At 64.1% G+C, this 12,930-nt stretch carries 10 protein-coding genes; 3 read left to right on the forward strand and 7 right to left on the reverse strand.

From position 1 onward, the window contains the following. Positions 1-102: 102 nt before the first annotated feature. From BLT66_RS20310 to BLT66_RS20320, 3 genes are all read left to right on the forward strand, one after another. Positions 103-1,176, forward strand: a complete 1,074-nt coding sequence (locus BLT66_RS20310; protein WP_092760531.1) for an ABC transporter permease — start codon at positions 103-105, stop codon at positions 1,174-1,176. After that, positions 1,173-1,955 (forward strand): ATP-binding cassette domain-containing protein, encoded by a 783-nt coding sequence (locus tag BLT66_RS20315; RefSeq protein ID WP_092760533.1) that lies wholly within the window; start codon positions 1,173-1,175, stop codon positions 1,953-1,955. Before BLT66_RS20310 ends, BLT66_RS20315 begins: the two co-directional genes overlap by 4 nt. Positions 1,956-2,056: 101 nt before the next feature. Continuing rightward, on the forward strand, positions 2,057-4,066 hold the full coding sequence (locus tag BLT66_RS20320; protein ID WP_092760535.1) for a sensor domain-containing diguanylate cyclase: 2,010 nt from the start codon (positions 2,057-2,059) through the stop codon (positions 4,064-4,066). Positions 4,067-4,093: 27 nt separating this feature from the next. Here BLT66_RS20320 and BLT66_RS20325 read toward each other — a convergent pair whose 3' ends face one another. From BLT66_RS20325 to BLT66_RS20355, 7 genes are all read right to left on the reverse strand, one after another. After that, positions 4,094-5,614, reverse strand: a complete 1,521-nt coding sequence (locus BLT66_RS20325) for a tripartite tricarboxylate transporter permease (protein WP_092760537.1) — start codon at positions 5,612-5,614, stop codon at positions 4,094-4,096. Continuing rightward, positions 5,614-6,042: a tripartite tricarboxylate transporter TctB family protein gene (locus tag BLT66_RS20330; protein ID WP_176955118.1), complete on the reverse strand. Its 429-nt coding sequence runs from the start codon at positions 6,040-6,042 to the stop codon at positions 5,614-5,616. The genes BLT66_RS20325 and BLT66_RS20330 overlap by 1 nt, the downstream gene beginning before the upstream one ends. 258 nt (positions 6,043-6,300) lie before the next feature. Continuing rightward, positions 6,301-7,848, reverse strand: a complete 1,548-nt coding sequence (locus BLT66_RS20335; RefSeq protein WP_092760539.1) for a sensor histidine kinase — start codon at positions 7,846-7,848, stop codon at positions 6,301-6,303. Next, positions 7,829-8,515 carry a response regulator gene (locus tag BLT66_RS20340; RefSeq protein WP_092760541.1) on the reverse strand — a complete coding sequence of 229 codons (687 nt, stop codon included), beginning with the start codon at positions 8,513-8,515 and terminating at the stop codon, positions 7,829-7,831. Before BLT66_RS20340 ends, BLT66_RS20335 begins: the two co-directional genes overlap by 20 nt. A gap of 154 nt (positions 8,516-8,669) precedes the next feature. Beyond that, on the reverse strand, positions 8,670-9,191 hold the full coding sequence (locus tag BLT66_RS20345) for a superoxide dismutase family protein (protein ID WP_092760543.1): 522 nt from the start codon (positions 9,189-9,191) through the stop codon (positions 8,670-8,672). 79 nt (positions 9,192-9,270) lie between these two features. Next, entirely contained in the window at positions 9,271-10,332 is a 1,062-nt protein-coding gene (locus BLT66_RS20350) for an HD domain-containing phosphohydrolase (RefSeq protein ID WP_092760545.1), read from the reverse strand. Next, positions 10,329-12,836 (reverse strand): hybrid sensor histidine kinase/response regulator, encoded by a 2,508-nt coding sequence (locus BLT66_RS20355; protein WP_092760547.1) that lies wholly within the window; start codon positions 12,834-12,836, stop codon positions 10,329-10,331. Before BLT66_RS20355 ends, BLT66_RS20350 begins: the two co-directional genes overlap by 4 nt. Between the last annotated feature and the right edge of the window lie 94 nt (positions 12,837-12,930).

Here is a 12,930-nt window from a genome sequence, read left to right on the forward strand (position 1 = left end):
CGGGGCGCGGCCGATGAGCGGCATCCCGCTACCCAAGCGCCCCTGGCCGATCTCGGGCGCTCGGGTGCCCACTCTTTTTCCATGCATACATCGAGCCCCATCATGAACTCGCAAATCCATATCTCAGCGCCCGCCGGCAGCAAGCCGGACGTGAGCGCAGGCCGCACGCCGTTTTCCTTCGGTGCGCTGCTACGCCGTCCGGAAACCGGATCCTTCATAGGATTGGTTGCCGTGTTTGTCTTTTTCTCCATCTTTGGTGGGGAGACATTTCTTTCCGCCGGTGGTGCAGCCAGTTGGCTGAACATCGCCGCCGAGCTGGGCATCATTGCCTTGCCGATTGGCCTCCTGATGATCGCGGGTCAGCTGGACCTGTCGATAGGCAGCGTGATCCCGGCCAGTTCGATGACCATCGCCATCGTCTCCGGCCACTACGGCCTGCCCATGCCCGTGGGCATTGCTGCCGCATTGGGCCTGGGCCTGGGCATCGGCTTCCTCAACGGCTACCTGATCATCCGCACCGATCTGCCGTCGTTCGTGGTGACTCTGGCCACCTTGTTTGCCGTGGCGGGTTTGACCCTGGGCTTGTCGGTCATCCTGGCGGGCAGCACCAGTGTGGCGCTGGAAAGCAGTCCGGTCTACAAAATGGTTTTCGGCGATTTCATCGACGGCAAATTTGAAGTCATTTTGCTGTGGTGGGTAGCCGCCATCGCCTTGGTCAGCTACATACTGAGCCACTCCAAATACGGCAACTGGATACTGGCGCTCGGCGGCGACAAGGTCAGTGCGCGCAATGCCGGCATCCCTACCGACAAGCTCAATATCGCGCTGTACATGGCCAGTGGCTTCTGCGCGGCTTTCGTAGGCATGTGTCAGGCCATCCTCTACAACAGTGCCCAAGTCTCAGCCGGGCAGTCCTTCATCTTCAACTCCATCATTGCGGTGGTCATCGGCGGTGTTTTCCTCACCGGCGGTTATGGCTCGGTGCTGGGCATCGTGCTGGGCACGGTGACCTTTGCCATCGTCAACCAAGGCATCTATTACACCGGTTTCGATGCCAACTGGGCCAGCCTGATCATTGGTGTTCTCCTCCTGGCGGCCGTGCTCCTCAACAACACCTTCCGCACCATGGCACTGACCCACTCTGCACCCAGCGCTAAGAAAAAGGCAAGCAAATGACCACCCCTCTGCTGCAACTAAAGGGCGTAAACAAGTCCTTCGGCCCCATCGACGTCCTACACGATATTTCTCTGGAGGTGCATGCGGGCGAGGTGCTGTGCTTGCTGGGCGACAACGGCGCCGGAAAATCCACCTTGATCCGGCTGCTGTCCGGCGTGCACAAGCCAACCTCCGGTGAAATGTGGATGAATGGCAAACCGGTGCTGTTTGAGAATCCGCGCGAGGCCAGCAACCATGGCATTGCCACCGTGCACCAGTTCGGCGGCACGTTTCCGCTGATGAGCATTGGGCGATCCTTCTTTGTGGGGGCGGAGCCTACCAAGCGCTGGGGCCCGTTCGAAGTCTTCGACCGCGACTATGCGAACGAGGTCGCCGTGCGGGAGATGCGCGAGTTGGGCATCACCCGCATCAACGACGGTAACCGGCTGGTGGGTGGGCTTTCCGGCGGGGAGCGCCAGGCGCTGGCCATCGCACGCGCCGTGCACTTCGGTGCCAATGTGCTGATTCTGGACGAGCCCACAGCAGCGCTCGGCGTGAAGGAAGCCGCCCATGTGCTGCGGATTGTTCTGCAAGCGCGCAAGAAGGGCATCGCTGTCATCTTCATCACCCACCAGGTGATGCATGCCATGACCGTGGGCGACCACTTTGCGGTGCTGATCCGCGGCGCCAAAGCGGCCGACTTCCGCAAAGGTGAGAAATCCCGCGAGGAAATCACCGACCTCATGGCCGGAGGGGAAGCCATGGCCGGACTGGAGGCCGAGATCGAAAGCCATCTGTAGCAGACATCCTCGTTGCTAGCCGATGGGCATTGTGGGGCGGAAGTAGCGCAATCGACGGCATCAGCAACCAACCCCAAAAAAGGTCAAGGTAACATGTCACGATGGAGACTGTGTCACATGTTTTTGCGCGCTTTGGCTGGGTCCGCACGCTCAAGTTCAAGATCGTTGCAATGGCGGTGGTTACCGGGGTGTTGTCGGCCCTGGTGACGACGCAACTGGTGCTGTTCACCACGCAGGCGAATATCCAGCAGATGCTGATGCAGGGTGAAAGCGACGATGTGGAGCGCACCGCCGCACTGCTGGGCACCAAGATCGATATGTTGCGCGATGCCTTGAAGGCCGTGGCCCGGCAAGCGCCTGCGCCGCTGTGGGACGACCCCGCGGCCATGCAGGGCTATCTTGCCAGTAACCAGGGCCTGAACGCGCTGTTTGAAAGCGTGCTGGCCGCCCGCTCGGATGGGGCGATGCTGGCCCGCATGGCCAAAGACCAAATCTCCACCGATCTGCCCAATATTGGCGACCGCGCGTACTTCCAGCAAGCACTGCGCACCGACCAGCCCGTGCTCTCCGATCCGCTGGTTGCCAGGGTGGCCAAGACGCCGGTGGTGATCATTGCCATTTCCTCGCAAGCACCGGACAGCCAGGTCGTTGGTGTGATCGCCGGGGTGCTGCGGCTGCAGTCCAACAACCTGTTTTCGGAGGTCACCCGCACCGTCCATAGCAAAGGCGCTCGAGTGCTGATCATGGACCGGGCCGGCGTGCTGCTGGCACATACCAACCCCGCCCAGCTGCTGGGGCCGGCGGCAGAAGAACCCGGTTTGATGGATGTGTTCAGCCGCTGGCATGCAGTGGGCAGTCCCATCGATACCACTGGCGCTGCCACCTTGAGCCAGGGCCACCTGGTTGCCATGGCGGGCATACCCGATTCAGACTGGACGCTGGTGCGGCTCACACCCTTGGCAGCGGCTTTGCAACCCGTGGATGCAGCCCAGGCCACGGCCTGGAAAGCCGCGGGCGGCGTAGGCCTGTTGGCTGCCCTGCTGGCCGGCGCGGTGGCCTGGCGGCTGACCCGGCCGATCTCCACGTTGCGGGCACGGGCGAAGAAGATGCTGCTGGAGGAAGATTCGTCCACTGAAGGCTGGCCGCAGGATGGTGGCGAGATCGGTCAGTTGGCACTGGCGTTCCAGCAGGTGGTGGAACAGCGCCAGCAAAAGCAGGGCGAAACCCAGGCGCTGCTGGTGCAGCTGGAGGCGGTGCTGGACCACGCCGAGGTCGGCATCACCTTCACCCGCAACGGCCATTTTGAACTGGTGAGTCGCCAGTTCTGCCAGATTTTCCAGTTCGACAAGCAGCGCGTCATCGGCAAGCCGACGCGGCTGATGCATCCCTCGGCCGAGGCCTACCAGGCTTTGTCGGAGCGCGCGTATCCGGCCTTCATGCAGCACGGCGCCTTCGATGGCGAGGTGCAGCTCGCACGTGTGACGGGCGAGCTGTTCTGGGCTCATATGCGCGGCCGTGCGGTGATGCCGGGAGACCAGTCGAAAGGCACGATCTGGACAGTGGAGGACATCACCGCATCGCGTGAGCACCGCGAACGGTTGGCCTGGACTTCGAGCCACGATTCGCTCACCGGCTTGGTCAACCGGCCGGCGTTCGAGGAGCAGCTGACCCGCAGCACAGAGCGCGCGGGCACGGAGCCGTTCTGCGCCATGTTCATCGATCTGGACCACTTCAAGCAGGTCAACGATACCGGTGGTCATGCCGCCGGCGATGCGCTGCTGCGCGATGTCGCCCATATCCTGGCCGCCCAGGTGCGCCAGGCCGACACCGTGGCCCGGCTGGGCGGAGACGAGTTCGCCATCCTGCTGCGCGGCTGCCCGTTGCCGCAGGCCCTGGAGGTGGGTGAGAAGCTGCGCAGCGCCGTGGCGGCCTACCGCTTGCCATGGGAAGGGCAGAGCTTTGGGGTGAGCACCAGCATTGGCCTGGTGGCGGTGGACGCTGGCTACCCATCTGCGGCCGAAGTGATGCGGGCCGCCGACGCCGCCTGCTATGCCGCCAAGGAGCAGGGGCGCAATGCGGTGGCGGTGTTTGATCCGCAGGCACCCGCTTAGCGCCGACCAGTCCTTGGGGCGGCGGAACTATTCGGTGACCGCTGCAGGTTCCAGGCGAATCGGTGTGGGCGTCTTGCGCAAACCTCGCACAAAAACCACCACTTGCCACACGATCAGCGCGCCGATCACGCTGAGCAAAGTTCCGCTGATGGGGCGGGTGACAAAGGTGCTGAAGCTGCCGCGGCTCAGCAGCATGGTGCGGCGGAAATTCTCCTCCAGCATGGGGCCCAGGATGAAGCCCAGCATGAGCGGCGCGGCCTCCATGTCCAGGCGCAGGAACAGATAGCCGATCAGGCCGAAAACGGATGTGGTGTAGATGTCGTCCAGGCTGTTGTTGATGCTGAAAGTACCGATGCAGCAGAAGAACAGGATCGCCGGAAACAGCACGGTGTAGGGGATCTTGAACACCGACAGCCAGTAGCGCACCAAGGGCACGTTCAGGACCACCAGGAAGCAATTGCCCACCCACATGCTGGCCACCAGACCCCAGAACAGGTCGGGGTGGCTGGCAATCATGTTGGGGCCGGGCTGGATGCCCTTGACCACGAACGCGGCCATCATCAGCGCCATGACGGCGTTTTCAGGGATGCCAATGGCCATCAGCGGAATGAAGCTGGTGCGCGCAGCCGCCTCGTCGGCCGCGGCTTGGCCAGCCACGCCTTCGATGCAGCCGGTGCCGATTTCATGCTTGTACTTGCTGAACTTCTTGTCGGCGGCATAGGCGGCGAACTGGGCGATGGTGGGGCCGCCGCCGGGCAGGATGCCCAGTACCGACCCGATCACGCTGCCGCGCAGGGCGCTGGGTATGATGCGCTTGAACTCCGGCCAGGTCGGCATGAGCTTGATCTCGCCGTTGAACGGGGTGAGCACGTTCTTGTTGTCCAGGTTTTTCACGACCTCGGCAATGCCGAAGCAGCCCAGTGCAATACTGATCAGGCCGATGCCGTCCATCAGGAACGGCAGGTCCATGGTGTAGCGCGCCACGCCGCTGTTCACGTCGGTACCAACCATGCCCAGCAGCACGCCGACCATGGCCATGGCAAGGCCGTTGAGCAAGCTGCCCGCGCTGACAAAACTCACGCAGAAGAAGCCGAGCAACATCAGGGCGCAGTAGTCGGCCGGACCGAACAGAAAGCCCACCTCGCCCAGCGTAGGCGCCATCGTCGACAGGACCACAATCGCCACGGTGCCGCCGATAAAGCTGGAAATACCCGCGGTGAACAGCGCCAGGCCGGTCTTGCCTTTGAGCGTCATCTGGTAGCCATCGATACAGGCCACGATGCTGCTGGCATGCGGGATCTTCATGGTGATGGCGCTCACGCTGTCGCCGTATTGGGCGCCATAGTAGATACCGGCCAGCATGATGAGTGCGCCACCCGTGGGGATGGAATAGGTCAGCGGCAGCAGCAGGCTGATGGTGGACAAAGGGCCCAGTCCGGGCAGCAGTCCGATGAGCGTGCCCACCGTGCAACCCAGAGCGCAGTACAAGAGGTTTTGCAGAGTCAGCGCTTGATCAAACCCAAGCGATAGGTTGTGCAGGATGTCCATCAGAATAAGGGCAGGCTAAGGCCGAGGAAGTTTTTGAACGCATAGGCCACCGCGATCAGGCCCAGCGCGATCTTGATGTTGCGCACCACCGAATACGAAGTACCGGCGAAGGTAGAGCAGAACACCAGAAACACGATGGCCAGGATCATGTTGAGGTGTTCGGAGATCACCGCGAACCCGGCCAGACTCAGCAGAATCAGGGCAATGTTCTTGACGTTGTAGTCCAGCGGCACTGGCGCGACGAAGTGCGAACGCACCACCGTGAGCAGGCCGATCACAAACAGAAAAGAACTCACCATCAGGGGAAACAGCCCGGGCCCGGACCGGCTCAGTTCGCCTATCGAGTAGTTCCGCGCCACCACGCCAAACAGCAGGGCAATCGCCATGAGGAACAAGCCTCTGACGAAATTTCGGTTCTTCAGATTCATATGTAGCGACTCCAGGGCTGGGCCGATGCGGCGTTGTGATTTACGGGGGGGGTCATCCGGGTCTCCTTATGGGTATGCCCCGCGCCGCCAGGTCGTGCAAAACGCAGACGGCAAGGCGTTCGGGTTGGAGGGGGATGGTAGGAAGCGAGGCTTCCAATCAGCTTTCGTTTTGCGCGCCCAGGCTCAAAATACGTGTTATTACTAACACGTGGCGCCCTGCGGCCAACGCTCGTGCTTCGGCGCTGAGGCCGTGAGGGCTCAGCTCTGCGGTCCGGACACCAGAGGCAGGCGCAGGATGGCCCGTAAGCCGGTAGCGCCGTGGGCTGTGCCCGCGGTATCTGCGGCGAGGCTGGCGTCGGCCAACGCGATGTCGCCGCCGTTGCGCCGGGCGTAGGCGCGTGCAATCGCCAGACCCAGTCCGGCCCCGTGCGCACCTTTGCCCGGGCTGCTGCCCGTATGGTGGAAGCGTTCGAAGACGGCTGCCCGCTGCGCCTTGGCGATGCCCGGGCCGTCGTCGCATACTTCGGCACTTGCCATGCCATCCTGGGTGCTGACCATCACGGTGATGTGGCCGCCGGACGGTGTGTAGACGATGGCGTTGTGTACCAGGTTGGCCAGCGCCTCATGCAACTCGGGGCCTCGGGCCAGCACGGGAACCACAGGTGCGGCCGGATCTTCGGAGAGGGAAGGCGTGCCATCCCGGGCATCGATCCAGCCCAGGTCCTGGTCTTTTTCGTGGGCCAGTGTGAGGTACTGGAGCACGACGTCCTTGGCAACGGTGTTCAGGTCGGTGAGCTCCGGCGCATCGGCGGGCGGGCTGTGGTCGCTTGCGTGGGCCAGCGACAGCAGTTGCTCGCACAGGCGCCGGCTGCGCGAGATTTGGGTGACGATGGCGCGCAAGGTCGCGCGCTGCTGCTCGGGGTCTTTTTCGCGGAGCGCAAAGCCCGCCTGTGTCAGCATGATGGCCAGCGGCGTACGCAACTGGTGCGATGCGTCGGCCAGAAACCGCGACTGCTGGTCCAGCAAGTCCCGGTAGTTGGCCACGTACTGGTTGATGGCGTCGACCAGCGGTGCCACCTCATGCGGAACATCGATGGTGTCTAGCGGTTTGAGATCATGGCCCTTGCTTTGCAACACGGATTTGCGCAGCCGCTCCAGCGGCCGCAGCGACCAGTTCACCCCCAGCCAGACCAGCAGAACCACCACCAGCACCATGCGCGCGTCGCGCAGCAGCGCATGCTCTGAAGAGGTTGCTTGCGCCATATCCCGCTGGCCACTGCTTTCAGCCGCCTGGATCAGCAGGTCAAAGGTCTGGCCGCGTCCGTCCACCACCTGGCTTTGGATGGCTACCACCCGCACCGGCTGGCCCTGGTAGCGGCTGTCGTACCAGACCTGGGAGGCTGAACCCGTAGAGGAGGCTGGTGCCGCCGGTTCAGGCGGTGCAGGCAGGTCTGCATCGCCCAGCAGGGTTTGCCTGGCAGCCGTGCCGCCCCCCGCGGTCTGGTGCGGTGCCAGGCCTACATACAGGTGCTTGTGCTGCGGGCTGCCGGCGTCGGTTGCTGTTGGGGCCATGAACGATGGCGCATTCAACTGGAAGGAGCCGTCTTGCGCCAGTGCCAGGCTGTTGCGCAGCGCGTTCACCGATTCGAGCATGGACTGGTCGTAGGCGTCCTGTACCAGCGTGCGCAAGGCGCGGTAGTCGTTCCAGCTGTCCAGTATCAGCAGGCCCAGGATGCCGGGTAGTAGCAGTGTCAGCAGGCGTGCGCGGATGCCGAAGTGGTCGGGGTCAGCCCGGAAGGTTTTCATGCACCGTGCTTTCCAGCATATAGCCCAGGCCGCGCACGGTCACAATGCGCACGTCGCCCCCGGCCAGCTTGCGGCGCAGCCGGTGTAGCACCAGTTCGATCGCATCCGGGCCGGCATTGCTGTCGGTCGGAAAGACCTTGCCCGAGAGGAGGGACTTTTCTACCGGCGAACCGCTGCGCGCCAGCAAGACCGACAGGGCCGCGCTCTCGCGCCGTGTGAGCTGCAACAGTGTTCCCGCCAGTGTGAAGACCCGGCTGTCGTGGGCGCACGAGAGCGAGCCGCACTGCAGCGGCGTGTGCGAACTGCCCCGGCTGCGCCGTACCAGCGCGGTAAGGCGGGCTTCGAGTTCTTCGATTGCGAAGGGCTTGGTCAAAAAGTCATCGGCCCCGACGTTCAGGCCTTTCACCCGGTCCTGCAGCGAGCCCTGTGCGGTCAGCACCAGCACGGGTGTGCGGTTGCCGGCCTTGCGCATATCGGCCAGCAAGGCCAAGCCGTGTTTGTCGGGCAACCGCAGGTCGAGCACTACCGCGTCATAGCTGTTGCCAGCCAGCAATGACTCGGCGACGGCGGCATTCTGTGCATGGTCCGGCACGAAGCCGCTCTGCTTGAATACCCGCACCAGCCACGATGCCATTTCGGCCTCGTCTTCCACCAGCAGCAGACGCATATCAGAGCCGGTGTACGGAGGAAGTCAGCGCAAAGCATCTTCCCGACACAGATACTGTGTGGGCTATGGGGATGGTCTGCATATCCATGGTGCGCTCTCTGTCAATGAGGTGTCGGCCCGGCTGGCACCCTGCAAGCCGATGCTTTTGAAACCCCTAGTTGGCTCGGATGGCCGCGCAGGCAATCCGCGCCCCCGAGTTGCCGGTGGGCTGGGTGGTGAAGTCGTCGGGGTCCTTGTGCACGATCAGGCCACGGCCGACCACGTCGGTCGCGCCGCTGCCCACCGCCAGGGTGGTGGATTCATACCGGATCTTGGCCACGCCACTGGCATCGGCCTGCAGGCTGGGCAGGTCGCCCGCATGGTGCATGGCGCCGGTGGCAGCGCCGTGGGCATGGCCGTCGGGGTTGAAATGGCCGCCCGTGCCCATGCCATCGCCGCTGCTGCAGTCGCCTTTTTCGTGAATGTGGAAGCCGTGCACGGTGTTGGGCAGCAGGCCACGGACTTCGCCTTGCATCAGCACCTTGCCCGGTAGCTGGGTGAAATGGATGTTGCCGGTGGCCGTGTTTCCGGTGGTTGGCGACAGACGGGCCGTGGCCGAGGGGCCGGACGGCGAGCTTGCGCAAGCGGACAAAAGGGCGGCGCAGAGGGCGGGTGCCAGGTAGCGAGGGATGGACATGGATTTCCTTGGGTTGGGAGAGGTTTGGTAGATGGTTGGTATGGGAGATGTACCCCATGCTACGCCAAAGCCGGCTGCTTCAATCGGGCTCTTTGAAGCGCTCGCGGATCGCCAGAATGTCGGGCAGGCATTGCTGGAAGTGGGCGGCCACCGTGGGGTCGAAATGGCTGCCTGCGCCGTCACGGATCAGCTTTACCGCCTCTTCCACCGGCCAGGCTTTTTTGTACGGGCGGCTGGACGTCAGGGCGTCAAACACATCGGCTACCGCCACGATGCGTCCGGCCAGCGGAATGGCCTCGCCGGCCAGGCCCTGGGGGTAGCCGCTGCCGTCCCACTTCTCGTGGTGGCTGCGGGCGATGGTGCTGGCCAGCTGCAGCAGGTCGGAGTCGCTGTCGCCCAGGATGTGGGCACCGATCTCGGCATGGGTTTTCATGATTTCCCACTCGTGCGGCTCGAACTTGCCGGGCTTGAGCAGCACGGCGTCGGGGATGCCGATCTTGCCCACGTCGTGCATGGGGCTGGCGTGCAGCAGCAGTTCGCAGTCGGCGGTGCTCCAGCCCAGGCTTTGGGCCAGCCGGGCCGCGTAATGGCTCATGCGGATGGTGTGCAGGCCGGTTTCGTTGTCGCGGTACTCTGCCGCCCGGCCCAGGCGGTGCACCACCTGCAGGCGGGTGCGGTTCAGGTCTTCGGTGCGCACCCGCACCATTTCTTCCAGCGCGGCTTTCTGGTCGTGCAGCAGGCGGTGGGCGCGCTGGGCATCCAGCAGGTTGCGCACCCGCATCAGCAGTTCCACGCGGTCAAACGGCTTGCCGACAAAGTCGCGCGCTCCCAGGGCCAGCGCCTTCACCATGTGTTCGCGGCCCAGCTGGGCGGTAAGGACCACGATGGGCGGCAGCAGCGGGTCGTTCAGGGCTTTCAGCTGCTCCATGATCTGGTAGCCATCCAGGTGCGGCATGTTGATGTCGAGCAGTATCAGGTCTGGGCGGACCTGCTGGTAGCGCTGTAACACCTCGCGCGAATCCTGCACCAGCACGGGAGCCGGGTAGCCCTGGCTGGTCAACAGTTTCTCCAGCAGCTTGAGGTTGGCGGGCTCGTCGTCCACCACCAGAATGCGGGCCAGTTCCATCGGTTTAGAGCTCATGGGGCGTCCTTTGCGCTGCCTGCCAGGCAACGGTCTACGGTCAGCAGGAAGAGGCCGACATCCAGCGGCTTGGTCAGATAGTCGCTGAAGCCCGCCGCACGGCCGCGGGCGATGTCGCTGGGCATGGCATTGGCGGTGATGGCGATCACCGGCGTGGCCCGTAGCCGTGCGTCGGCCTGCAGCACCTGCAGCAGCTGGTAGCCGCTCATGCCCGGCATGTGGATGTCGAGCAGGATCAGGTCTGGTCGGTGGGCCAGCGCCAGTTCCAGGCCCAGCTCGGGGGCGTGGGCCGTCAGCAGGTCGATGTGCGGCCGCAGTGCCATGGTTTGGGCGATCAGCTTCAGGTTGACCGGGTTGTCGTCCACACACAGCACGCAGTAGCGCTGCGCAGACGCGGTGGCCGAGGCGGCGGCGCTGCGCGGCGTGGTGGCCAGGTCGGTGGCCGGGGCATCGGCGGGCAAGTCGATCCAGAAAGTCGTGCCCACACCCAACTGGCTGTCGACGCCCACTTCGCCGCCCATCAGGTCCACCAGCCTGCGGGTGATGGTCAGGCCTATGCCTGTGCCTTCGATTTCACCGTGTTCGGCGCCCAGGCGGTTGAACGGCTGGAACAGCTCGGTCAGTCGCTCCGGCGCGATGCCGGTGCCGGTATCGGTGACGCCCATCCGCAGCCGGCCGCCCTGGGCGGTGAGCATCGCCACCCGGATCTCGCCGCCTTCGCGGTTGTATTTGACGGCATTTGACAGCAGGTTCAGCAAGGCCTGTTTGCAGCGTACCCGGTCGGCGCGCACCGTGGCCTGGGGCGGCACGCTGAGCTGCAGGCGGATATTGCGCGCATCGGCCAGCGGCTGTATCAGCTGCCGGCAGTCTTCTACCAGATGGGCCAGGTCCACCGGTTCTAGCGACAGATTGGTGCGGCCGGATTCGATCTGCGCCAGGTCCAGCACCTCGTTGATCAGCGTCAGCAGATGCCGGCCACCCTTCAGGATTTCCTGCACATTGTCCTGCTGGTCGGCATTCAGCGCGCTGTCGTATTCGAGCATCTGCGAGAAGCCGAGGATGGCATTCATCGGTGTGCGCAGCTCATGGCTCATGCTGGACAGGAAGTCCGACTTGGCCTGGTTGGCGCGCTCGGCCGCCTCCTTGGCCTGCGCCAGTTCGTTGCGCCGCGCCAGCTCGGGGCCGAAGTCGAAGAAGATGTTGAAGATGTACTGGATCTGGCCGGTTTTGTCCTGGATGCAGCCGATGTTGTTGCTGGCGATGAAGCGGCTGCCATCCTTGCGCTGCAGCTGCAGATGGCCATTCCAGTTGCCTCCGACGGCCAGCGCGGGCCGAACTTCGGCGGCACAGATCGCCAGGCTTTCTGGCGCCACCGTCAGGGTGAAGTGCTGGCCGACGACCTCTGCATCCGAATAGCCCAGCTCCTGGGCGTGGGCCCGGTTCTGGTACAGGCACCGGCCCTCGCCATCCAGAATGCTGACCAGCTGGCTGCTGGTGTCGAACACCCGGCGAAACAGCGCCAAGCGCTCCTCCGACTCCTTGCGTGCGGTGATGTCGGTAATGAAGGCGGTGTACTGGTAGCCCTTGGCATTCCTGAGCGGCGCAATCGCCACTTCCACCGGAAACTCCTGGCCGCTGTGGTTCAGTGCGGTGGTCGCAATCCGCTGGTTCATGCGTTGGCTGTCGCCGCTGGCGAGAAACTCTGCCTTGGTCTCCCGGAAGTTGCTGTGGTGGCGTGCGGGCACAAGCGTGGTTTCGAAGTCCAGCCCCCGCACTTCGTCCAGGCTGCGGCCGAACATGGACTCGGCGCGCATATTCCAGTCGGTGATGCGGCCCTGGCTGTCGAAGCCGATGATCGCCTCTTGCGAGGCATTCAGGATGGCCCGCATCTGGGCCTGTGCACCCAGCGAGGTACGCACGGTTTGGTGGATGTTGTGGCCCACCACGAACATGGCCGTCAGGCCGAACAGCAGCACCACGGCCACCACCTGCTCCAAGGCGCCATCCAGGGCCATCAGCGCCAGAATGGGCGGTACCAGCGCCGTGCCCAGAAAGGCGTACATCGCAGCGCGGTGCTCGGCGACCGACACCGCCGCCACCGTGCAGGCGACCAGGGGGATGCTGACCAGCAGCGCCAGCTCCGCCCCTTGGGCTTGGGACGCCAGCAGGGTGGGGCCAATGGCCCACGACGCGCCGTTGGCCAGGCCCTGGGCGGTCAACAGAGTTTGCCAGCGCCCAATGGCTCTGCGGGTGGGAGCGGCGTAGCGGAAGGCCTGGCAGATGGCGAAGCTCAGCCCTGCGCTGACCAGCAGCGCCGCCAGCCAGCTGGCCACCACGGTATGGGAAAAATGCTCCCACATCAGCCACCGGATCAGGACCACCGAAGCCAGCGTCAGCAGCAGGTTGAACGGCTGCCGGCCATAGGCCACATACAGCATGGTGGTTTCCACATCCAGCTCGGCGCGTGGATGGAGGTTGGACGTCTGTAGGCGGGAATCGCGCATGCGGCCTTGTTTCGGTTGTCTGCTGGGCGGCTCCCTCTGCTCCGGTCTCGGCGGGAAGAGGGCGTTTGCACAGAATAAACCGATTTCGGCCGCC

Origin of the sequence: Rhodoferax sp. OV413 (assembly GCF_900104385.1) — a bacterium.
Classification (GTDB): domain Bacteria; phylum Pseudomonadota; class Gammaproteobacteria; order Burkholderiales; family Burkholderiaceae_C; genus Rhodoferax_B.

Bases quoted from the DNA above. Each gene is read 5' to 3' on its own strand.
- BLT66_RS20350 (WP_092760545.1), bottom strand. From the start codon at position 10,332: ATGAGCTCTAAACCGATGGAACTGGCCCGCATTCTGGTGGTGGACGAC.
- BLT66_RS20345 (WP_092760543.1), bottom strand. From the start codon at position 9,191: ATGTCCATCCCTCGCTACCTGGCACCCGCCCTCTGCGCCGCCCTTTTG.
- BLT66_RS20355 (WP_092760547.1), bottom strand. From the start codon at position 12,836: ATGCGCGATTCCCGCCTACAGACGTCCAACCTCCATCCACGCGCCGAG.
- BLT66_RS20320 (WP_092760535.1), top strand. From the start codon at position 2,057: ATGGAGACTGTGTCACATGTTTTTGCGCGCTTTGGCTGGGTCCGCACG.
- BLT66_RS20330 (WP_176955118.1), bottom strand. From the start codon at position 6,042: ATGAATCTGAAGAACCGAAATTTCGTCAGAGGCTTGTTCCTCATGGCG.
- BLT66_RS20315 (WP_092760533.1), top strand. From the start codon at position 1,173: ATGACCACCCCTCTGCTGCAACTAAAGGGCGTAAACAAGTCCTTCGGC.
- BLT66_RS20340 (WP_092760541.1), bottom strand. From the start codon at position 8,515: ATGCGTCTGCTGCTGGTGGAAGACGAGGCCGAAATGGCATCGTGGCTG.
- BLT66_RS20310 (WP_092760531.1), top strand. From the start codon at position 103: ATGAACTCGCAAATCCATATCTCAGCGCCCGCCGGCAGCAAGCCGGAC.
- BLT66_RS20325 (WP_092760537.1), bottom strand. From the start codon at position 5,614: ATGGACATCCTGCACAACCTATCGCTTGGGTTTGATCAAGCGCTGACT.
- BLT66_RS20335 (WP_092760539.1), bottom strand. From the start codon at position 7,848: ATGAAAACCTTCCGGGCTGACCCCGACCACTTCGGCATCCGCGCACGC.